A 21,958-nucleotide genomic window follows, 5' to 3' on the forward strand; every position below is an offset into this window, starting at 1 on the left:
ATCAACTCCAGTACTGCAGGGGCTCGCCGGGGCCCTTGCAGGCGATGAACGCGGCCATGCCGACCCGGTGCCCGCCGCGGGCCGGGGTGACGGCGTGCAGCATCCGGGAGCTGAAGACGACGAGGTCGCCCGCCTGCGGATGGATCACATGGACGGGAGGTTCCACGGTGGCCGGGTCCAGTCCCTCGACCTCCAGGATGGTGCGGGCCTCCGCGCTCGTGGGATCCCGTCGCCACAGCTGGAGGTCGCCGCCCTCCTCGGGCACCTGGAGGTAGACGTTGGCGACCAGCTGCTCGGTCACCCCGGCGATCTCCGGGGCGTCCGTCTCCTGCTCGATGCGGTCGTTGTGCGGGTGGAACACCGAGGTCGTCGGCTGGAACACCCGCAGAGCGCCGACGAAGCACGGCCGGCCGCGCAGGCGCAGCAGGTTGGCGCCGGACGGCCAGCACTCCTGAAGGAGCAGCCGTACGTGGTCCACCGGGGACAGGTAGGGCGCGAACAGGGCGCGCACCGCGCTGATGGAGGGCAGCGCGGCGTCGTGGTAGCGGGCGGTCAGTTCCGGGTCCCACGCCGTGTCGATGTGCGGCATGAACACCCGCCCCACCGTGCTCGTATATTTCTTGTGATAATTTCCCAGCGCCTTGTGCCGGATGGCTTTCCCGGCCACTTCACCGGCGATCCGGCGGTCGCAGAAGCCGGGGACGTGAATGGCGGCGATCTCGCGGCGGGCCAGCCGCAGCAGGGATTCCCGGGTCAGCTCGCGGGCGAAGTCGTCGTCCTCGGAGACGGCGCCCGCGCCGCGTACGCCCGGGTCTGAGGCAGTCGAAGTCACGTCGTCACACTCCACTCGACGGTGCACGGCAAGGAGAATTCCGGGCGGCCGCCGGCACCTCACCGCGCGACCGCCTCCGGACCCGGGGACGGGAAAGCCGAGGTGTTGCCGGAGGATATGAGCAAAACCCCGCCCCTTTCCGCTCCCGGTCGTGTGCGCACCGCTTCCGGAAACCGCGGGCACGTCCGGGACCAGACTCCCGCACCGGACCGCCCGCCACACCACACTCGCGCCCGGCCCGTCCCATTGAGGGAACGCGGGAGCCGGCCATGGACGGATGCCGCTGGAAAGACCTTCCGACTGGAAAGACCTTCCGACAAACTGCGGAAATGAAGGAAGCCCCGGAAAGGCGCCCTCGGCCCGCTCCCGGCGTCTCAGCCGGTGCCGCTGGGCACCACGCAGTCGGCGGGCTGCGGCTTCTTCTCCGGCCAGCCCAGTCCGACGAACGCCACGCGCCGGGTGGCCGGGTCCAGCTGCACCACGGCCACCGGCTTGTCGTAGGCGTTGCCCGCGTTGGTCAGGCAGATCCAGCCGCTGGTGCCCACCACCCGGTAGCGGGCCTCCAGCCGCGGCCACTGGGCGGCGACGCGGGTGCGGGCCGGCACCGTGCCGGCGGTCTGGGAATTGGCCAGGAAGACGGCGTCGGCGATGGTGCGTACGCCGTCGTGGACCAGCATCGTCCGGGAATCCTCCAGGTCCACCTCCCCGATGTCGCCCGCCGCCTGCCGGTCGATCAGACCGCGGAGTTCCCGCAGCTCCTTCTGCGGTTCCGTCAGATACCTCGGCCGGTCACCGGCCGCCGGCGCGCGGCCCGTGGCCGCCCGCCGTTCCTTCTCCCACTGGCGCAGGGACACGTTCCAGGCATTCGGGTGGCCGGGGGCCGCGTACTGGACGGTGACCGTGGCCCCGCCCCCGTCGCCGCCCCGCAGTTTCTCCCAGTCGGCCACGCTCATGTACCGGTCCAGCGTCGCTGCGCCCGACCCGCTGACGACGGTGTATTTCTTTCCGTGGCACGGCACCTGGGCCAGTTTCAGGGCGAACAGCCGCAGATGGACCGGGCGTCCCGCGAAATAGACCACTTTCGCGTCGGATTCACAGATGTTCTGCCCGATCGTCGTGAAGTCGTTTCCGGTGTCGCCCGGGTCGTTGATGCCGGGCGAGGTGAACGGCTGGTCCTGCGGGCCGGGCGGGCCGGGTTCCGGCCGGCTGAACGCCTTGGCGAGCGATTCGTCGTAGATGTCGTTCGGGCGCAGGTCCTTGACCAGCACGGTCTCCGCGTCCCGGAGCCCACCGTGGAAATTGGCGAGCGCGGCCGCCTGCTTCCGGTTGGTGGGAATGATCCGGGCCAGTCCCGGATACTTCAGATCGCCGTCGCTGTTGTCGGCGTTGGCGATCTCGTCGGCGCTGACCCGGCTGGCGAGCACCGGGATGTGGAGCTTGTTGGTCAGCCGGTCGATGGCCAGCTTGGTGTTGTCGAGGCTGAGATTGAAACCGGTGACGGCCCGCAGATTGTCGCGCGGGGAGTCCGCCATCGCCGCGAGCCGGTCCACCACTTTCCCCTGCTGGGCGTAATCGGCGCCGGGGTTGGCCAGCACCAGGCGCAGCAGCGGTTTGTTCTCCGTCCGGTTGGCCCGCCACTGCGCCAGGTAGGCGCCCTGGAGTTCGCTGCGGAGCTGTTTGCGTTCGGCGGCGGCCTTCGGTTGCAGGGGCAGCATCATCGCGATGGTGACCAGGTCCTTCTCCTGCTCGGAGACACGCCTGTTCTCCTCGCCGATCGCATGGGCCACCTCCCGGATCTCCGCCGTCCCGAAGTCGTAGCCGGAGGCGCTGACGCCGATGCATTCACCGGCGCTCCGCTCGACCCCTTCCGCGCAGTATTCGGGCGCGCCGATCCGTCCCGGGACGAAAATCGCGAGGGATACGACGACGGCCAGTACGACGAGCACCGTGCAGACCTTGCGGATCAAGGTGGCCCAGAACATGTTGTACAGCCAGTTCAGCACCGCCGCACCCTCCCCTGTCCCCTACCCGATGTGTCTCGTGCACGTACACGGTCTGAGCGGCTGCTTGGTGGCGAGCCGGTCGGCGAAGTCGCGGGCCGTGCGCGTCAGTGTCCCCGCACCCGCCGCGGGCTCCTCCCCGAGCCGCTCCAGCAGCTTGGGCAGGGTGTCGGCCACCGCGTCGTCGAGGGATCGCGTACGGTCCTCGCAGAGCCGTACGGCGTGCAGCAGCCGGTCGATGCGCTTGCGCCGCACGTCACCGGCGATCTCGACGTCGCCCAGAGCGCGGGCCTGCCGGTCGTCGGGGCCGCCGAGCAGCGGTGCCTCCGCGATGGCCAGCAGTTCGACGCACCACTCCCGCGCGCTGCGGGTGAGGAAGGTGCGGTCGAGGTAGTCCGTGACCGTGTCGGCGTCGCCGGCGGCCAGGTGGTGATGCATGCCGTGGGCGGCGGCGGAGCCGAAATACTCGTCGGCGGTCTCGTCGTCCAGGGCGCGGTAGTGGTCCCGCAGCAGCAGGTGATCGCCGCGCCAGTCCGCACCGTCCGGCCGCATGCGGTGGAGGCGCCGCATGAGCAGACGGCGCAGGCCGAGGTCGCCGATGAAGTGGCGGGGACAGTGCGGCCAGCCGCTGTCGCCGAGCAGTTCGGCGATCCGGTACGCCGACAGGCGCTCGTCCCGGCCCGCCTGCACCTCGCGCATCAGGACCTGCGCGCATTCGGCGTCGTGTGCCACCGACAGATGGCTGAGCAGGTCGAGCCAGTGTCCGCGCTGTTCGGGGGAGAGTTCCTCCGGCGGCTGCTGGACGATCAGCTCGTCCAGCAGGAGGTCCGCCACCGGGCGGCCCTCGGCCTCCTCGCCCGCGCGCACCCGGGCGTTCAGCAGGGCCCAGTCGGTGCCGTCGTCGGGTTCCCGCAACGACAGGGACGCGGTGGCCTCACCCAGCCGGGACACGAACAGCGGGCGTCCGCCGCTCAGCCGGTGGATGCCGGTGTCGATACGGAACTGCCCGGCGTCGGCGCCCCGCGCCGGCTGCATCCGCAACCGGGCGATCTCCCGCGACTGCTGGTCCCGGGTCAGCATGGGCATCCGCACCAGGAGGACGCCCCGCGACAGCGGGGTGAGGCCGGGTATGCCGCCGGCCGGGCGGCTCCACCGGGGCAGCCCGCCGTCGGTGGGCCGCCAGCTCACCGGCGCGTCATCACCCGTGTCACCGGCGTCCCCGACGTGGTGCAGGAACCGTCCGCCGTCCGCGCGCCGGGCGGTCGCCATGACGACCAGCCGGTCGTACAACCCCAGCTCGCGGTCTTCCAGTACGGGCTTCAGCAGCCGCCTGCCCAGGGCGTTGTCCGCACGGTCCAGGAGCAGGGCCGGGCGGCCCGCGCGGGAGAGGCGGCCGAAGAGCGACACGTACGCGGCCTCGATGTCCTCCCGCAGCGCGCGGAACAGGAAGCCCTCCGCGGCCTCCCGCGCCTCGCCGCCCTGCTGGAAGTGCGAGGCCAGGGAGTGCAGGCCCAGCTTGGGGTGGCCGCCCGCGCCGGTGTACTCGCCGTAGCACGCCGCCAGCAGGGCCTTGCCCTCCTGGGAGGTGCGGGCGAGCAGTTCGTCGATCACGGCGTTGATGAACGGCACGGCCCCGGGGTGGGCCACCAGCCCGGCCACGACCCCCGCGTAGGCCCGGCCCGCCCGGTTGAGCACGCCACGCCAGAAGGAGCCGCGCGGCAGCAGTCCGTCGTGCCGCTGCACCTCGCTGACCAGGGTGGCCGTGTCGGCGAGCGGATCGCTGGCCGCGACCGCCGCCAGCCCCGCGTACAGGCGCGGTGTGGCGACCGGCCCGCCGTCGCCCTGCCACGCGCCGAACTGCCGGGCCACCTCGCGCAGCACCTCGGTCGTCACCGAGCGGGTCCGCGCCTGCTGCTCCGCCTGCTCCCGGTACACCGTGAGGCCGCAGTCCACGTGCGCCGTCGGGATGTGGCGGCCGAACTCGCCGCGTACGCACCGCAGCAGCCGCCCCTTGCCCATGCCGGGCCCGCCGACGAGCAGGACCACGGGCAGGTCCGGGCCGTAGAGCGGCTTGCGGTTGCGTCCGGCGCGGGTCTTGCCCAGCAGCCGGGCCAGCAAGCCGTCGTCATCGAGCAGCTTGTCGAATCCGAGATCGTCAGGCACGGGCCCCCCGAGGCGTTCTGTCCGTACCGCTGTGATGACACGTCAGATTAGTGCAGCACTCCGGCCTTTAGGGAGAGATACTCCCGGCCGAACCGAGGGCCATGGCTCGGTTCCCGGTTATTCCTCCCCGGTTTCCCCCTCGGCGCGGATCCGGCCGGCCAGCCGCTCGTAGCGCTGCCGGGCCGCCTGCGGAGTGCCCAGCCCCAGCCCGAAGGCCACTTCGGGCCAGGTCATGCCGCGTCCCCGCGCCATCCGCAGCAGTCCGGCCTCCAGCTCGTCCAGTTCCCCGCGCACCAGCGGCAGCAGGCTCAGCGCCGCGGTGACGTCCGCCCGGTCCACCTCCGGTTCGCCCTCGTCCCGCCGCGCCGCGCCGCTCATCAGGAACGCCACCAGCCGGACGGCTTCGTGCGGCGCGAGGACCGTCGGATGCACCTGCCGCGCACGCTGTGCGTCGGTCGCCGCGTGCCGCTCCGCGATCCGGAACAGCGACGCGTGCACCCGCTGGGCACGCGCCTGCTGCGCGTCCGGCAGCGAGAAGGGGTCCGTGCCCGGGGCGTTGCCCGGGCCGGCGGCTTCAGGGGTTTCGGGTGTCGAGGACATGCGATGAGCATGGAGTTCAGTACAGTCGCCTGTCAATGATTTATTGTGAACGCTTTGTTTGCTCTGGTGGGCACGGGGAGACGGCTGTGCCACCCGGGGCCCGCCGGAAGGGCTGGAGGGTTGGGGAAGACGTGGTAGGTACGGATACCGGACAATTCCGCTCTGCGGTCTTTCCGCGCTTCCGGTACGAAATCCGGCAGCGGCGGTCGCCCGGTCCGGGAAAGCTCGTGGTAGGCGTCCGTGGCCCCGGCCGAGCCGGTTCCCACGGCCCCCCGCGGGAAGGCCCGAAGCCGACGGCACGGCCGTCGACGGCGCCCTGACTCCTGGACTCCGCCTGTCGGCGCTCCTAGCGTCCGGGGCGACGGGCGGCAGCACGGTACGGCAACCGGGCTGTGCCGGACACCCCGCCCCTGGCGTCTTGGAGGATCCATGACGATCCAGGCCACCTTCAACCGTTCCCAGCTCAAGTGGGACACGTACATGTTCCTGGGTGACCAGTACCTGCTCTACAGCCTCACCGACAACGTCGTGCGCGTCGGTCCGCGGGCCATCGACGCGGGCTGGCCGGGCCTGCGGGACACCCAGTTCGCCGGTGCCATCGACGCGGCCGTCCCCTTCTCGTGGCGCCTCAACCCCTTGGCGATGGACCTGCCGATCGAGAAGGACTACCTGTACATCTTCCGGGGCGACCAGTACGTGCGCTACGACGTGGCGAACGAGCAGATCCTCTACGGCCCCTTGGAGATCGCTCCGCTGTGGCCCGGCATGAAGGACGCCGGGTTCGAGCGGGACCTGGACGCCGCGTTCCTGGACCAGGCGGACGTCCCCTTCGGGACCGTGGACACCTACTACTTCTTCAAGGGCGACAAGTTCGTCACCTACGACAGCCTCACGGACCGGGTCAGCGGCGGCCCCTACAGCATCGCCGCCAAGTGGCCCGGACTGAAGGAGGCCGGGCTCGACCGGGACCTCGACGCGGTGGTCTACCAGATCATTCCGCCCGCGGTGCTGGCCGGGACGAAACGCCGGCTGTGCTACTTCGTCAAGGGCGACCAAGTGCTCCAGTTCGACCTCGACGACTGGAAGCCGCTGAGCGGCGCGCGCGGCATCTCCGACATGTGGCCCGGCCTCAAGGGCACCCAGTTCGCCGCCGCCTCGCCCGCGCCGCCCTTCCAGCCGGTCAAGGCGCGCGCCGACCTCAGGATCACCTTCGTCAACGCCGGCGAGTACGAGCCCGAGCCCTACGGCGCGATCACGCTGGACCTCAAGGACGGCGGTCACTTCCGCGTCTGGACCCAGAAGAACCTGGGCAACTCCACCCCGACCCGGAACAGCGTGGCCACCTCGATGAACCTGCCCTTCACCGCGAACGACATCGCCAAAGTCGCCTGCTGGGTCGACGAGTACGACCTGACCAGCGGTGACGACTTCCTCGCCCGCGGCACCAAGGACTTCACCGGCAACGGCTCCTACACCGTGAGCAGCGACGACGGCCACGTCACCGTCGACATCGCCATCACTCCGGCCGGCTGACCCCCGGCCTTCCGGCCCCGGCCGGCAGCCCCGACGGTGGCCCGGCCGTCACCGGTCCCGGCGCCGTACCGCGCCCGGCCGGTCCCCGCCGCGGGGTGCTCACGGCGGGGACCGGCCTTGCGCTCTTCCGCCTCCGCTTCTGGAGGGGGGCGGGCCGGGGCGCCGTCGTCACCGGCCTTTCACCGCCGAACGACCCCGGCCCGCCTGCGCCTCGTTCGTCTTCCCCGAGGAACGAGGCGAGTCGATACTGCCCGCCCCGGATGCCCCCATGCGCACCGCGGCGACGATCACCCGGACAGCCCAGCCGGGTCGTGTGACGGGGCGCCGACGGCCCGCGCCGGGGCCGTCAGAAGGGTGCACCACACGGTCTTGCCGGCCAGGCCGGGGCGGGTGCCCCAGGCGTCGGCCAGCGCCTCGACCAGCATCAGGCCGCGGCCGTTCTCCTCCGCGTTGTCCGCCAGCCGGGCCCGGGGCCGGGGCGTGCTGCCGTCCGAGACCTCCACGCCCAGCTCGCGGGCGCTGTGCCAGACGCGCAGCGTCAGCTGCCCGGTCGCGTGGCAGACCGCGTTCGTCAGCAGCTCCGAGGCCAGCAGCAGCACGGTGTCGGCGAACTCGGAAAGGCCCCACGACCGCAGCGTCCGCCGCACGAAACGACGCCCTTCGGGAACCGAGGACGGCCGGCCGGCCAGTCTCATCTCCGCGGTGTCCAGCGGGGCGGCGGGGAAGCCGACCAGCAGCAGGGTCACGTCGTCGGAGTATGTGGCGGTGTCGGGAAGCATCGTCTGCAGGACGCGGTCGGCGGCTTCCTCCAGGTCCGGTTTGGCGGCGAAGACCTCCCGCAAGGTGGCGGCGAGCAGGTCCAGTTGCGCGTCGATGTCGTTGTGGGGCTTCTCCACCAGGCCGTCGGTGTAGAGGGCCAGGGTCGTACCGGCGCGCAGGGGCAGGCGTACCTGCTGGTGCGGTACGCCGCCCACGCCCAGCGGGATGCCGGTCGGCACCGGCAGCTCGCCGACCGTCCCGTCGGGTTCGACGAGCCAGACCGGCAGGTGTCCGGCCGAGCAGGCGGTCACCTCGCCGAGCGCCGGGTCCGCCTCCAGGTAGGTACAGGTGACGAATTGTTCCGGCAACCCGCGCGTGAACGTGTCCAGCGTCTGGATCAGCTCGCACGGCGGCGTTCCGGCCAGCGCCAGCGCGCGGGCCGCGGAGCGCAGCTGGCCCATGACCACGGCCGCGTCCAGGCCGCGCCCCATGACGTCCCCGATGAGCACGCCGACCCGCCCGGCGCCGAGGTCGACCAGGTCGAGCCAGTCGCCGCCCACCCCCTGCCCCTGGGTGGAGGGCAGGTAGCGGGTGGCGGCGCGGGCACCGGGGATCTGCTCGGAGGCGCCCATCAGGCGCAGGGCCAGCGCGATGTGCCGCTGTTGCGCGTACAGCTCGGCCAGTTCCCGTTCGGCCTTCTTGCGCTCGGTGATGTCGCGCATCGTGGAACAGGCGCCGGTGATGACGCCGTTGCGGTTGCGGATCGGCCACAGCGTCACGTCCACGTCGAGGATCCGGCCGTCACCGGTGACCCGCCGGGTCTCGTAGTGCTCGATCCGCTCCCCCCGCCCGATCCGCCCCAGCAGCTCCGCCTCCTCGTCCTTCAGATCCGGCGGGATCAACATCCCGATGTGCCGCCCCACCACCTCCTGCGCCCGATACCCGTACAACCGCTGCGCCGCCGCGTTCCAGAACGTGACCTGCCCGTCCAGCGTCTTGATCAGAATCGCGTCCTGCGCGGACTCCACCACCACGGCCAGCTCGTCGATGCGCGCCTCGGAACGTTTGCGCTCGCTGATGTCCCGCGTGATGGAGCAGGCCGCTTCGATGACACCCTGCCGCGTACGGATCGGCCACAGCGACACGTCGACGTCCAGGATCCGGCCGTCACCGGTGACCCGCCGGGTCTCGTAGTGCTCGATCCGCTCCCCCCGCCCGATCCGCCCCAGCAGCTCCGCCTCCTCGTCCTTCAGATCCGGCGGGACCAGCAACCCGATGTGCCGCCCCACCACCTCCTGCGCCCGATACCCGTACAACCGCTGCGCCGCCGCGTTCCAGAACGTGACCTGCCCGTCCAGCGTCTTGATCAGAATCGCGTCCTGCGAACACTCCACCAGCCCCCGGAACAACTCCTGCTCGCCCGCGGCGTTCCGCAGGGCCTCCACTGCCGTCATCGGTGCCTCACCTCGCATGACGCATCCGGGCCCGGGCAACGGATGTGGCACCTCGCCGTCACAGCACCCGCGGCCGGTCCCTCATACGTCCCCGCCGTCCCCGCAGACCCATGCCTGCGGAGGGTGCGGTCATTGGAGCATGCCCGGTGCGGCCTCAACGGGTTTGTTCACTTTTGGACGTGACCAGCCCGAGTCCTGCCCACTTCTCGCCCGATTCCGCATGAACGGGGACCGGCGCGGCAGGCAGGTTCAGGACGGGGAGCGGTCCTGCGGCCGGAGGCGGTAAATGTTCTCCGCCCGGATCCCCTCGAAGTCCTCCACGAGGTTGAAGGAGACACTCTCCCCCGACAGCAGCGTGCGGGCCCCCTCGGCCCCCTGGATCGCCGAACGGTAGGCCAGGACGTCCGGGCCGCCGCCGCTCTGGGCGACCAGACCGGCTCCCCGTTCGTGGTCGAACCACTTGACGATGCCATGGGGCACAGCGATCACCTCTGCCGGGCGGAGCGGTCGGTACACCACACGCGTGCCCCCTCACCGGTGGTTAAGGGAGCGCACTCACCGGCGCACGTAGCTCGTACCCGGCGCCCGGGCGGGCCCTCGTCCAGGCGTACGGCGTCTCCGCTCCGGAGCCTGTGCCCGGTGCCCGGTGCGCCCGCGCCCGCGCCGGGGGCTCTCTGGCGGACCGTGGCCGGACTCTTGCCGACGGCCGCGCCCGCGCCCGGGGGGGGTGTGCCCCGTGCCCGAGGGATGCCCCGTGCCGGGGGGTGTGCCCCGCGCCCGGGGGGCCTGTGCCCTGCGCCCGCGTCCATGCCCGAGGCCGCACCGGCGCCGCCCGGCCGGCCGCCCCGGGGTGTCCGTTCAGGAGCGGTCGCTGTCCCGGCGGTGGTCCACGACGCTGTCCGGACCGGGCGTCATGATCGTCTCGTGCCCATTCTCCGCCCGGACCCGGTACGGCGGATTGCCGTCCCTCCCCAGCACCTCGACGATCTCCACCACGCGGTCGCTGTTCCCGACGGCCCGCCCGTGGACCACCAGGCGGTCACCCTTACTGGCGTGCATGCGGCACCCTCTCTGCGAAGTCCGAACCATCTGACGAAAACCGTGGTTCCGGGGAAAACACTAGTGGCCCGTGCAGAGCGGTGAAACGAGCACGGCGTGAGGCATTCAGGTGGTTGCGGCAGAATTCCGCTGCGTCCCACCACGGACCGTCGAAACCGTGAACCGCCGAAGAGGAAAGCCCGGATTCACGGTTCAGCCGGTGAACAGGTTCCTGCCCAGCGACGCGTCGGGCGCGTCTTTCACCGGCGTGCTGTCCGGCCCGAGTACGCGCGTGCCGGGAACCACGGCCGACCTGTCCACCCGACACAGGAGCACCGCCTCGCCCCTGGCCCAGATACGGCGATAACCGTGCGCCAGAAGCAGTTCCTGACGCTGCTTCAGCTGCGCGGGCGCGGTGAACGGGAAAGTGGTCTCCGCGCTTTGCAGGACGACGTAGTCGGCGCCGCGCGGCACCGCGTCGAGAATCATCGTACGAGTACGCGCCGTCAGCCGTACGGCGACATTGTTGTCCGCCTCCACCGTCGCGCCGTCCGGTACCCGGTCGGCGGCCTCGGCCAGATTCTGGCCGCGCGCGGAGGGCACCCAACGATGCGGGGTCACCAGCGCGACGAGGCCGAAACAGCAGGCGACCACCGCGCTGAGCGCCACCGCGCACACCCCGCCCACAGCCACCCGCCGCCGAAGCGCCCGTCCTTTCCCCCGCGCCGCGCGGTGAACGCGCGCGGCGGTCTCCACCGCCGCCGTCAGCAGGACCGGCCAGGCGAAAGCGTCGTAATGGTGGATCACCGACCAGTGGTTGGGGTTGTCCGACAGAACGCGTTCGGCGATCAGCGGGAGAGCGCACAGCGAGGTGGCCGCGCCGAGTGGCAGGAACAGCAGCGTGGCCACCAGCCAGAGGATCAGCCCGGCTTTCACCGGAGTGCCGAATGCGACGGCGAGGAAGGCGCCCGGGTCGGTGACGGCGCGCTGCGCCAGTCCGGCGAAGTCGGCGCCGAGTTGACCGTAACTCCAGTAATACTGCCGGGGCCCGCCCATCGCCGGTATCAGCACGCCCACCGTCATGGCCACCATGGCCGGCCCGAGCACCAGGAGAGCCGCGCCCGTCAGCCGGGCGCGGCCCCCGCCACCGCGCCGGTTGCGCCACAGCAGGACGGCGCCGTACATACCGACGACGAGGCCGAGGTCCTCCTTCGTCAAGCACAGGAGGGCGGCGCAGACGCACACCGCGCCGTAGCGCCGGGCGAGGCCGCGCTCCAGCATGAGGAGCGTGAGCGGAACCGCGAAGGCGACCTCGTGGAATCCGTTACGGGCCGCCGACAGCAGCGGCCATCCGACCGCATAGGAAAAGGCGGCCAGAAAGGCCACCCGATCGCGCGCCGCCGGTACCGCATGAGTGAAACAGCGCAGGGCGATACGGCGGACCACGGGTGTTCCGGCGGCGAACAGCGCGGACTGGGCGATTATCAGCGTCCGCGGGTCGTCCCACACCCAGTACAGCGGGGCCGGCAGCGCGAGGACCGGCGAGAAATGGTCGCCGAGAAGGGAGACCAGCGGCGGGAACTCGTGGTGCACGTTCTTGATTGCGGAGCGCGGCAGCTCGAACCGGGCGTACGAGCGCACGCCCTGGTCGAAGATGCCGAGATCGAATCCGCCCACGCCCACCGTGTGCCATATCTGAAGGCCCAGCGCACAGGTGACGGCGAAACACAGCAGGGTCGGCCCACAGGACGCGGGGAGACGGGTGCGGAGTTTCCCGCGCAGGCCGAGAAGACCGGAATACCTGTGCTGGTGGCCGGTTCTTTCCGGAATGACGATCGGCTCGGTGATCACCAGCGCACTTTAATGATCGAAACTGGCGGAGCGGCACGTTCCAGGCAGCGATTTCCGGACGTTGTTTCTTGCACTGGGCGAAGCCGCCCGACGCCGCCTCCGGCTCCCGGTACGAGCGGCCCGAATCGCCACCGCCCGCACCACCCCACGCCCCCGGAGATACAGCCCTGCCCGCCGCCCTCCGCCCGACCCTTTCCTCCCGGCCCTCACCCCACCTTCGGTGCCGCCCGCATCGCCACGTATGCGCACGGCGTACCGTCCCGCAGGTTCGCGAAAACCACCGGCATCCAGTCCTCGCTGACGGAGGACCCGTCGCCGCGCGCCGCGAATACCGTCTAGATACGGTGTTGCGTCCACCGCGGGAGGCGTCCGGCGCCACACCGCCGTCGAGGTGCGGTCTCGCCGGCCGTACGACATCGGCGGCATCGGCGACGACCTCTCCGCTCACCCCGGCCGTTCCGCGCGGTAGACGTAGTGGGCGCGGCCGGCCGTGGGGCTGTCCGGTTCGAGTTCGCCTTCCGCGACGCGGCGCAGACCGGCCTTCTCCAGGGCGCGCCACGATGCCCGGTTGGCGGCCGGTACGGGGATCAGGACGGCCGGGGCGAGCGGGTGGTCGTGCCACGTCGCCCGTACGACCGCCCGGATCATGCGCGGACCGATTCCCCGCCCCACCCGGTCCGGATCGCCGATGAGGTAGTCGAGCGTCATCGCCTCCGCGGGCACCTCGGTCAGGGCGGTCAACTCGGCCCGGTAGTCGGGGTAGTCGGCGAACCGGGAGCGCTGGACGAGACCGAGGGGCCGGCCGTCGAGAAGGACGAGCAGGTCCTCCGACGGCTCCTCGCCCCTGGCGGCCGGGCCGAAGTCGCGTGCCACCGCCTCCGGCGACGTCTCGTGGTTCCACCAGCGCGCCACGTGCGGCTGCTCCAGCCAGCACCGCAGCAGCGGGAAGTCGTCTTCGGCGAGCCGACGCCAGGTGATCATCGCATGCTCCGCCCCTCGTCCCGGGGCCCCTCTTTCCGGGGTGCCGCGGGTTCCCTCGTCCCCGGTGGCCCTCCGTCAGGTCGCGGACGGCTCCTCCCCCTCCGCGTCCTCCGTATCGGCCCGTGGCAGTACGACGATGCCCCAGGTGATCATGACCGCCCCGACCGCCTCGGGCACCAGCCACCATCCCGCACGCACCCCCTCCCCGTACACCGCGATGCCGAGAGCCAGGCTGACCAGCGCCTCGCCGAGGGTGAGGGCGGGCTGGGAGGCCACCAGCGGGCCCGACTCCATGGCGTTGGCCAGCAGGAACAGCGCGCACGCGCCCGCCGCGACGAAGGCGTACGTCTGCCAGCTGGTGAAGAACGCGCCCGGCCCGTGCCGGTCGAAGGTGTCGGTCGCGGCCTTCATCAGCGTCGCGGTCAGCGCGTAGCCGATCGCGGAGGCGGAGCTGAAGAGCGCGGCGCGCGCCTTGCCCCGTGGCCGGGGTAAAGCGGCCAGTACGCACGCGGCCATGGCGCCCACCGAGGCCACCAGGGTGAGGACCCACTTCCCGGCGGAGACCTCGGTGCTGCCGCCGGACGGCGCGGCGGCGGCCAGCCCCAGACCGAGCCCGGCGGCCACCATGACCGATGCCGCCCAGCCGATCGCGGGCAGCCGGCGCCGCGCCACCGCGCAGGCGATGAGCAGCGTGAACGGCAGTTCCAGGACGAGGATGGGCTGCACCAGGGACAGCGAGCCCAGGGTCAGGGCGAGCGCCTGGCACGCCGCGGCGCCGACGATGACGGCGATGCCGCCCAGCCATGCCGGGCTGCGCAGCAGGTGCCGGACCAGCCGGACGCTGAACGCGTCGCCGGGCGGCACCTTGCGCGCCGCGATCCGTTGCAGCACGGTGCCCGTGGCGTTGGCCGCGGCCGTCAGCAGGGCGAACAGCGCGGCGAGCACGGCTGACACAAAGGGCTCCTGCGGTCCGGCGCAGCGGTCACCGGCCGCCGCTGCTCCCACCGTGCCAGACCCGCCGCCAGCACCGGAACCGCACCACCGCGACAAGCCGAGGATCACACGATCGGCTCTCCGTGCCACGGGCGCTTCGCCGCACCGCGCGGTCAGGGGTGACGGCGGAGGCCGTGGTCGGGGGAACGGTTCCTGGCGCGCACCCACCGTTTTGCCCTCGATCCGCGCGCCTCGTGCCCCTCGTACTCCCCGCGCGCCTCACTGTCGTCCGCCGCCGACAACGACCTGACCTGCAATTATGTGGCCCCGAGGAGGGCCGGGACAGTTCGGTTGCTCCGGGTGGGGGGTTTACCCGTTGAATCACCCGTTCGCAGCTTTTTGCGGCTTGGTACTTGCTGTGAGGCTGGAAGGACTCATGGTGACCGTCCCCACCACCGAGGAGAGAACCCCATGATTCTGTCCATCTCCGGCGTCGTTCTGCTCGGCATCATCGTCTTTCTGTTCTTCCGCAAGGACGGGCTGAAGGTGTCCCACGCCCTCGTCTGCGCGCTCTTCGGGTTCTACCTCGCGGGTTCCGCGATCGCCCCGAGCATCAAGGCCGGCGGCGCCAGCCTGGCCAACCTCCTGGGCGGCCTCAAGCTCTGACCGCGGCCCCGTCCCCCGCGCACCCACCGCACATCCGCGTCCCGAACCACCAGGAGATGATGTGGCCCGGCGCCCACTGCCCCGCATCCTGACCGACAGCGCGCCGGTCGCCCGCGGCCGCGAGTTCGCGCGCAGCGCCGCGGACAGCGCCGCCGACGTGTTCCACCCGCTGATCGTGATCAGCCGGGGTCTGCGCCGCCTGCTGGCCGCCGGACGGCGGCGCTGGTCCGACACGCCCGAGGACCGGCGGGGCACGCTGCTGTTCATGGCCGTCGGGAGCGTCCTGGCGGTGGTGCTGGTGCCGTACGGACCGCTGCTCGCGCTGGTCACGGTCATGGGCGCGGCGGCCTGGGCGGGGCGGGAACGGCCGGCGGAGGAGCCCGCCGGTCCGGCGGACGCGGAGACCGACCGGTTGCGGGCGCTGTACGAGGCCCTGGTGCCGTACTTCGCGATCGAGGGCGACCCCACTCCCCTGTACGCCCACGACGGGGACTGGGAAAGCGTCTTCACCGACTACGAGTTCGACGAGGCCGGGCGGCCGTCCAGGTTCACCCTGAAGTACCCGCCGTACTTCACCGACGGCGACGCTGCGTCCCGGGCCCGCATCGAGCAGGTGCTGTACGCGAAGTCGGGCCGCGGCCGGGAGTACCACTTCGCCTGGAACGAGGAGGCGAACCAGCTGACCCTGTCGGTACTGCCTCCGCTGCCGACCGATATCGCGGCGCAGCAGTTCGTGACGACGCACGGGGAGACCGTCCTCGGGTTCACCGACCCGGACGCCGTGCAGCGGACGCTGCCGGTGGCGGCCGGGGACGGTACGCGGGACGAGCCGCCGGTGGTCTGGCGGACCGGTCTGCGATCGACCGAGCCGCACCTGCTCGTGCTCGGCCGGCCGGGCGCGGGCACCACGACGCTGCTGCGGTCCATCGCGCTCCAGGCCCTGTTCCACGGCGATGTCCTGGTGATCGACGGCAGCGGCACCGGCGAGTACGCGTGCCTGGCGGGCCGGACCGGCGTCATGGGCGTCGAGACCGGGCTGTCGGGGGCCATGGCGACGCTGGAGTGGGCGGCGCACGAGACCGAGCGGCGGCTGATCACCGCCAACCGCGCGCGGCAGGCCGGGCGGCAGGCCCCGGACGACATCCGCTGGCCCCTGTGGATCATCGTCGACCGGCCGACCGCGCTGGCCCACCTGGCGGCGGCCGAGGGCCGGGAGGATCCGCAGCAGTTGCTGCACGTGCCGCTGCGGCACGGCCGGGCGGCGTATGTGACGGTGGTGGTGGCCGACCAGATCGACAGCGCCGGGATGCTGAGCGAGCCGGTGCTCACCCACACCCGGGCCCGGGTCGTGCTCGGACCGGCCGCGCCGGAGGAGGTGGAGGCGGTGCTCGGGGCTCCGCCGCACACCACGCCGGCCGCCGACGTACCGCCGGGCCGCGGCTACGCCCGCCTCGGCAGCGGCCCGGTGCACCGCCTCCAAGTCCCGGTCACGCCCGACCCGTTCGACGACGCCACGAGCGAGGCGCACCGGCAGGCCGTACTGTCCCTCCTCCCGGAACGCGCCGCCATGGCGGGGCCGGCGCCCGAGGAGAGGAGCGAGACGATCAGGACGGCGGATGCGGGGGCGGCGGAGGCGGCGGGAGCTGCGGAGGCCGCGGGGTCTGTGGAGGCGGTGGAGACCGCGGAGACCGCGGAGACCGCAGGAGTCACAGAGGCCGTGAGGGGCACGATGGGCACGACGGTCACAGGGGACACGGCGGGCTCGGATCGTACGGCCGGCTCGGACCGTACGGCGGAGACGGGTCGTACGGCGGAGACGGGTCGTACGGCAGACACGGACCGTACGGCGGACATGGAGGACGCCGACGATGGAGCCGTTACGGCCGGCACAGCCGCCCCGGACAGGACGGCCGCCCCGGACAGGACGGCCGCCCCAGCCGTCCCGACCACTACGACTGCCCCAGCCACCCCGTCCGCCACAACCACTCCAACCGCCCCGGCCGCCACCGCCGACACCCCCCGCACCACCAAAGCCATCGGCGTGGACGTGCTCTTCGGTGGCGTCGCTCCCGCCCCGTCCAGCGCTCAGCCCGCCTCCCGGGAGGCCACGGTCCCGTCCGAGCCCGCGTGACCGGGCCGCAGGGGTCGCACGGATGACCACGGCCACCCCGGGCCAGCTCCCTCAAGCCACAAAGCTCTGCGGCATCTCGGCCTCCCCCGCAGCCGCCCCCAGGGCCACATGGCGGGCCGCGACGGCCAGCCGGGAGGCGGCCTCTTCGGCGACGGCGCCGTTGACCGTGAACGGCAGGCGGACGAAGCCCTCGAACGCGCCGTCCACGCCGAAGCGGGGGCCCGAGGGGACCCGTACACCCAGCCGCTCCCCCGCCTCCGCGATCCGGGAGCCGGAGAGGCCGCCGGTGCGCGCCCACAGGGTGAGGCCGCCGGGCGGCACGCTGAACTCCCAGTCGGGCAGGTGGCGGCGGACCGCGGCGACGATCGCGTCGCGGTTCTCGCGGGCCTGCGCGCGGCGGATCTCCACCGCCTGCTGCCAGCCGTCGCCCTCCAGGAGCGAGACGATGGCGAGCTGTTCGATGACCGGCGAGCCCAGGTCGGCGAAGGCGCGGGCGGCGACGAGGCTGCGGATGATGTCGGGGGCGGCCCGTACCCAGCCGATGCGCATCCCGGCCCAGAACGCCTTGCTGACCGAGCCGACCGTGATGACGGCGCTGCCCGCCGGGTCGAAGGCGCAGACGGAGCGGGGCAGTTCGACGTCGTCCAGGCGCAGTTCGGCCATGGTCTCGTCGGCGACCAGGACCGTACCGGCCGCGCGGGCGGCGTCCACCAGGCGGCGCCGCTGGTCCTCGGTGGCGAGGGTGCCGGTCGGGTTGTGGAAGTCGGCGACGACGTACGCCATGCGGGGCGCCGCGTCCCGCATGACCTGCCGCCAGGCGGGGATGTCCCAGCCCGCGAGCCGGTCGGCGAGGGCGACGGGCACCAGCCGGGCGCCGGCGTCGCGCATCAGCTGGAGGATGTTGGCGTACGACGGGGAGTCGACGGCGACCCGTTCGCCGGGCCGGGTGAGCAGGCGGCAGATGGCGGCGACCGCGCCCATGGCCCCGGTGGTGACCATGATCTGCTCGGGCATGGTCGGGATGCCGCGCGCCGTGTAGCGGTCGGCGAGCGCCTGGCGGAGGGCGGGCAGCCCGGCCGGGTAGTCGCCGTGGGTGTGGGCGTACAGCGGAAGGCTCTCCATGGCGCCCTGCACGCTGCGGGTCAGCCAGGGTTCGGGCGCCGGGAGGGCGGCGCAGCCGAGGTCGATCATGGAGCCGGCGGCCTCCGGCGGCAGCGGTTCCAGGCCGCGGGTGGGCAGCGGGTTCCCGGCGGGTACGGCGGTCCAGCTGCCCGAGCCGCGGCGGGATTCCAGGAAGCCTTCGGCGCGCAGCGCCTCGTACGCCGCGGCGACGGTGGTACGGCTCACGGAGAGCGCGGCGGCCAGCTCGCGTTCCGCGGGCAGACGGGCGGCGACCGGCACACGGCCCTCCAGGACGAGCAGGCGTACGCCGTCCGCGAGGCCGCGGTAGGCGGGGATCCGCCGGCCGGCCGGGGTCACGGTGTCGCGGGAGTCCTGCGACCGGAGCAGCCGGGCGAGTTGCGACGCGCCTACCGCCGAAGTCCACTGCGCCATCGTGAGCAGTCCACCTTTCGCGAATTGGCCATGGAATCTGATCAACTCCGAGCCACAGAGTGTCACGCGTCAGTCCAATCATGCCAGGAGGGGGACGATTTTGTTCAGCACGCGACGCTCGGGGGCCACTGAGGACAAGGGCGGGGAGAAGGGCGCCCGAGCGGGTCGGCCGGGCGGACGGCGGCTACCGCGCCGCCTCGTCCACCTCTATACCGGGCTGGTCCTCTACGGCCTCAGCATGGGCCTGCAACTGCGCGCGGGCCTCGGCCTGGAGCCGTGGAGCGTCCTCAACCAAGGGATCTCCCGCCATACGGGCCTGTCGATCGGCACCATCACCATCGTCTCCGGCGCGCTGATCCTGCTCCTGTGGATCCCGCTGCGGCAGCGCCCCGGCCTGGGGACGGTCTCCAACGTCGTGATCCTGGGCCTGGTGATGGACGCGACGTTCGCGCTCACGCCGGACATCTCGGCGCTCGCCTTCCGCATCCCGCTGCTGGTCCTGGCGATCCTGCTGAACGGCATGGCGACCGGGCTGTACATCTCCGCCCGCTTCGGCCCCGGGCCGCGGGACGGGCTGATGACCGGCCTGCACCAGCGCACGGGCCGGCCGCTGCGCCTCGTGCGGACGTGCATCGAGATCACCGTGCTCGCCGCCGGCTTCGCGCTCGGGGGCTCGGTCGGCGTGGGCACCGTGCTGTACGCGCTGGCCATCGGCCCGCTGGCCCAGTTCTCGCTGCGCTTCTTCACCATCGACGGCCCGGGCGGGCGGATCGTGGCGTCGTCCACGCCCGCCCCCGAGCCCGCGCCGCTCACCCACGGCTGAGTCCAACTCCGGTGCTCCGGTGCCGGTTCGTCACCGTACGCCCCATCCCGACACCGTTCCTCCGCACCGTTCCCCCGCACCGTTCCCCCGCCCTTTCCCGCTCCTTCCCCCTCCCTTCCGGACTCCCTGCCGACTGTTAGGCTCGCCGCGTCAACCGCCCTCCTGAGCTGGCCTTTTGCTGCCCTCGGGAGGGCACCGACCAGAGGGAGCGCATGGTGAAGATCGGGGTCAACATCCTCAACTACGGGGCGGACACCACCCCCGAGGGCATCGAGACGTGGGTGCGCGGCGCCGAGGAACTCGGCTACCACCTGGCGATGATCTCCGACCATGTGACCCAGCCCCCGGAGGTCGCGGGCGTCTTCCCGGCGCCGTTCTACGACCCGTTCACCACGCTGGCCTGGCTCGCCGGGCGGACGACCACCATCGAGCTGGGCACCACGGTGGTGGTGCTCCCGTACCGGCATCCGCTCCAGACCGCCCGCGTGACGGCCAACCTGGACCGGTTCAGCGGCGGCCGGCTCGTGTTCGGGGTCGGCGTCGGCTGGTCGCGGCAGGAGTACGAGGCGCTCGGCATCGACTTCGCCGCCCGCGGGCGGATCACGGACGAGTACCTGACCTGCATCAAGGAGCACTGGACGCAACCGGTCGTGTCCTTCCGCGGCGAGCACGCCGCGTACTCGGACATCACCACCGGGCCCGCCCCGGTGCGCCGTCCGCATCCGCCGGTCTGGGTCGGCGGCCTCAGTGACGCCGCGCTGCGCCGCGCCGGGCGCTTCGGGGACGCCTGGCACCCGTACACACTGGGCGCGGACGCGATCCGCGAGCGGCTGCCGGTCCTGGAGGCCGCGGCCGAGGCGGCCGGCCGCCCGACGCCCGCGGTGACGCCCCGGATCGCGCTGCACCTCACGGAGCGGCCCGTGGACCCGGCCTCCCGCCTGCCGGGGCACGGGTCGGTCGACCAGGTCCGCGCGGACCTGGCGGCGCTGGCGGAGCTGGATGTCCCGTACGTCGTCCTCGACACGTTCCTGTCGAGCTACGCCGGGCCGGTCCCGCCGGAGGAGAGCCCCCGGCACGACCTCGCCCAGCTGGAGACCGCGGCCGAGCGGATCTTCGACCTGCCGGGCGAGACGCTGCGCTGAGGCCGGGCGGGACGGGCGGAACGGACGGGTCCGAGGGGCCGGAGGGGCCGGGCGGGCCGGAGGGGTCGGCGGGCCGGATCCGTCCCGCGCACACCGGTACGGCCTCGCCGCCGTCCAACTGGTCACGGCCGCGCCGCTCCCGCCGGTCACGGCCGCGCCGTCACCCCGCTACCGCCGATCACGGCCAAGCCGCGTCCCGCACGCACCGGACCCGCCCCGTCTCTTCCCCGAACCCGCCCCGTCTCTCCCCCGAACCCGCCCCGTCTCTCCCCCGAACCCGCCCCGTCTCTCCCCCGGACCCGCCCCGGCCTCCACCCCGTGGCCGGTTGCCGTCCTGCCGTACACCCGCCCTGTATATCCTCTGGCCAATGCGCTCCCAGCAGTTGACCGGCCGCGGCTTCCCCGTACGGCATCCCTTCCTCGACCACCCGACCCCGCTCGCCTTCGCCCACCGGGGCGGCGCGGCGGACGGGCTGGAGAACACCGCCGCCGCCTTCCGTAACGCGGTGGCGCTCGGCTACCGCTACCTGGAGACCGATGTGCACGCCACGTCGGACGGCCGGCTCGTGGCCTTCCACGACGCGACGCTGGACCGGGTCACGGACAGCGGCGGCGCGATCGGCCGCCTCCCCTGGCAGGCGGTCCGCCGGGCACGGGTGGCCGGGCGGGAGCCGCTGCCGCTCTTCGAGGAGCTGCTGGAGGAGTTCCCGCAGGCCCGCTGGAATGTCGACATCAAGGCGGAGGCGGCGCTGCGGCCGCTGCTGGATCTGCTGCGCCGTACGGACGCCTGGGACCGGGTGTGCGTCGGGTCGTTCTCGGAGGCCAGGGTCGCGCGGGCGCAGCGGCTGGCCGGTCCTCGGCTGGCGACCTCGCTCGGGACGCGCGGCGTCCTCGGGCTGCGGATGCGCTCGTACGGCCGGGGTGTGCCCCTGGACCGGCTGCTGGGGACGGCGGTCCGGCGCAACGCGGTCTGTGTGCAGGTGCCGGAGCGGCAGTCCGGGATCCGGGTGGTGGACCCGTTGCTGATCCGGGCCGCGCATGCGTGGCATTTGCAGGTGCATGTGTGGACGGTGAACGATCCGCGGCGGATGGCGGCGCTGCTGGACCTCGGGGTCGACGGGATCATGACCGACGACGTCGCGGCCCTGCGGAAGGTGCTGACCGCCCGGGATTCCTGGCCCGTGGAGTGAGGCCCGCATGCCGGGCGGGGCCGGCCCGTCCGGTCCGCGGAGTGCGGTCCCCGTGGTCCGCCGCGGGCGGCCGGCGCCGCTCTGACGAGCCGTTACCAGAGCCTCGCGGTCCCGGCGATGGGGACCCTGATTTACGGATGGCGGCTGCGGGCCGGTAGTGTACGCCTTTGGCTCACCAGGCGGACCGTTACTGCGCGCTGAACTGTGGAAAGCGCTGGGTGACATCTGCTGCCAGATGTGACAAACCGGGCATTGGTGGGTACAACAAGGGGCGGCACGAAGGAAGGCAGCGGCGCGCAGCGCCTCCA

At 72.4% G+C, this 21,958-nt stretch carries 16 protein-coding genes and 1 pseudogene; 6 read left to right on the forward strand and 11 right to left on the reverse strand.

Features of this window, described 5'->3' with window-relative positions; translation table 11 throughout:
• Nucleotide 1: 1 nt before the first annotated feature.
• The 4 genes from CP973_RS22300 to CP973_RS22315 all read right to left on the reverse strand — a co-directional run bounded on the left by CP973_RS22300 (nt 2) and on the right by CP973_RS22315 (nt 5,595).
• A complete protein-coding gene (locus tag CP973_RS22300; protein ID WP_244409938.1) occupies nt 2-832 on the reverse strand; it encodes a 2OG-Fe(II) oxygenase in 831 nt (276 codons plus the stop codon).
• Between the two features lie 374 nt (nt 833-1,206).
• Nucleotides 1,207-2,835 (reverse strand): ABC transporter substrate-binding protein, encoded by a 1,629-nt coding sequence (locus CP973_RS22305; protein WP_150244246.1) that lies wholly within the window; start codon nt 2,833-2,835, stop codon nt 1,207-1,209.
• Nucleotides 2,836-2,856: 21 nt separating this feature from the next.
• Nucleotides 2,857-4,995, reverse strand: a complete 2,139-nt coding sequence (locus CP973_RS22310; RefSeq protein ID WP_150244248.1) for a hypothetical protein — start codon at nt 4,993-4,995, stop codon at nt 2,857-2,859.
• Between the two features lie 117 nt (nt 4,996-5,112).
• On the reverse strand, nt 5,113-5,595 hold the full coding sequence (locus CP973_RS22315) for a DNA-binding protein (protein ID WP_150244250.1): 483 nt from the start codon (nt 5,593-5,595) through the stop codon (nt 5,113-5,115).
• A 429-nt stretch (nt 5,596-6,024) separates the two neighbouring features.
• Here CP973_RS22315 and CP973_RS22320 point away from each other — a divergent pair, with 429 nt between their 5' ends.
• The gene (locus tag CP973_RS22320) at nt 6,025-7,128 is read left to right on the forward strand and encodes a hemopexin repeat-containing protein (protein WP_150244252.1); all 1,104 of its coding nucleotides are present in this window, start codon (nt 6,025-6,027) and stop codon (nt 7,126-7,128) included.
• 287 nt (nt 7,129-7,415) lie between these two features.
• Here the strand turns inward: CP973_RS22320 and CP973_RS22325 are convergent, their stop codons facing one another.
• The 6 genes from CP973_RS22325 to CP973_RS22350 form a co-directional block, all read right to left on the reverse strand.
• On the reverse strand, nt 7,416-9,341 hold the full coding sequence (locus CP973_RS22325) for a SpoIIE family protein phosphatase (protein WP_150244254.1): 1,926 nt from the start codon (nt 9,339-9,341) through the stop codon (nt 7,416-7,418).
• 249 nt (nt 9,342-9,590) lie between these two features.
• Nucleotides 9,591-9,821: a cold-shock protein gene (locus CP973_RS22330; RefSeq protein WP_003985015.1), complete on the reverse strand. Its 231-nt coding sequence runs from the start codon at nt 9,819-9,821 to the stop codon at nt 9,591-9,593.
• A gap of 378 nt (nt 9,822-10,199) precedes the next feature.
• Nucleotides 10,200-10,400, reverse strand: a complete 201-nt coding sequence (locus CP973_RS22335; protein ID WP_150244256.1) for a DUF1918 domain-containing protein — start codon at nt 10,398-10,400, stop codon at nt 10,200-10,202.
• A gap of 192 nt (nt 10,401-10,592) precedes the next feature.
• Nucleotides 10,593-12,230: a DUF2079 domain-containing protein gene (locus CP973_RS22340; RefSeq protein ID WP_244409939.1), complete on the reverse strand. Its 1,638-nt coding sequence runs from the start codon at nt 12,228-12,230 to the stop codon at nt 10,593-10,595.
• A 444-nt stretch (nt 12,231-12,674) separates the two neighbouring features.
• The gene (locus CP973_RS22345) at nt 12,675-13,211 is read right to left on the reverse strand and encodes a GNAT family N-acetyltransferase (protein WP_150244258.1); all 537 of its coding nucleotides are present in this window, start codon (nt 13,209-13,211) and stop codon (nt 12,675-12,677) included.
• A gap of 75 nt (nt 13,212-13,286) precedes the next feature.
• On the reverse strand, nt 13,287-14,165 hold the full coding sequence (locus CP973_RS22350; protein ID WP_150244260.1) for a DMT family transporter: 879 nt from the start codon (nt 14,163-14,165) through the stop codon (nt 13,287-13,289).
• 450 nt (nt 14,166-14,615) lie between these two features.
• Here CP973_RS22350 and CP973_RS22355 point away from each other — a divergent pair, with 450 nt between their 5' ends.
• Nucleotides 14,616-14,810 (forward strand): hypothetical protein, encoded by a 195-nt coding sequence (locus CP973_RS22355; RefSeq protein WP_003985007.1) that lies wholly within the window; start codon nt 14,616-14,618, stop codon nt 14,808-14,810.
• A 61-nt stretch (nt 14,811-14,871) separates the two neighbouring features.
• A pseudogene (locus CP973_RS22360) lies at nt 14,872-16,560 on the forward strand (ATP-binding protein); the annotation flags it as partial.
• Nucleotides 16,561-16,992: 432 nt separating this feature from the next.
• Here CP973_RS22360 and CP973_RS22365 read toward each other — a convergent pair.
• Complete coding sequence (locus CP973_RS22365; RefSeq protein ID WP_150244264.1) at nt 16,993-18,495, reverse strand: SCO1417 family PLP biosynthesis transcription factor; 1,503 nt, start codon at nt 18,493-18,495, stop codon at nt 16,993-16,995.
• Between the two features lie 100 nt (nt 18,496-18,595).
• Between CP973_RS22365 and yczE the strand changes: the two genes are divergently transcribed.
• From yczE to CP973_RS22380, 3 genes are all read left to right on the forward strand, one after another.
• Complete coding sequence (gene yczE / locus CP973_RS22370; RefSeq protein WP_150244266.1) at nt 18,596-19,318, forward strand: membrane protein YczE; 723 nt, start codon at nt 18,596-18,598, stop codon at nt 19,316-19,318.
• A 212-nt stretch (nt 19,319-19,530) separates the two neighbouring features.
• Nucleotides 19,531-20,460, forward strand: coding sequence for an LLM class F420-dependent oxidoreductase (locus CP973_RS22375; protein ID WP_244409940.1), 930 nt, complete (start codon nt 19,531-19,533; stop codon nt 20,458-20,460).
• 368 nt (nt 20,461-20,828) lie between these two features.
• Nucleotides 20,829-21,650, forward strand: coding sequence for a glycerophosphodiester phosphodiesterase family protein (locus CP973_RS22380; protein WP_150244268.1), 822 nt, complete (start codon nt 20,829-20,831; stop codon nt 21,648-21,650).
• The last annotated feature ends 308 nt before the right edge of the window (nt 21,651-21,958 follow it).

The organism is Streptomyces albofaciens JCM 4342 (assembly GCF_008634025.1).
GTDB classification, from domain to species: Bacteria; Actinomycetota; Actinomycetes; order Streptomycetales; family Streptomycetaceae; genus Streptomyces; species Streptomyces albofaciens.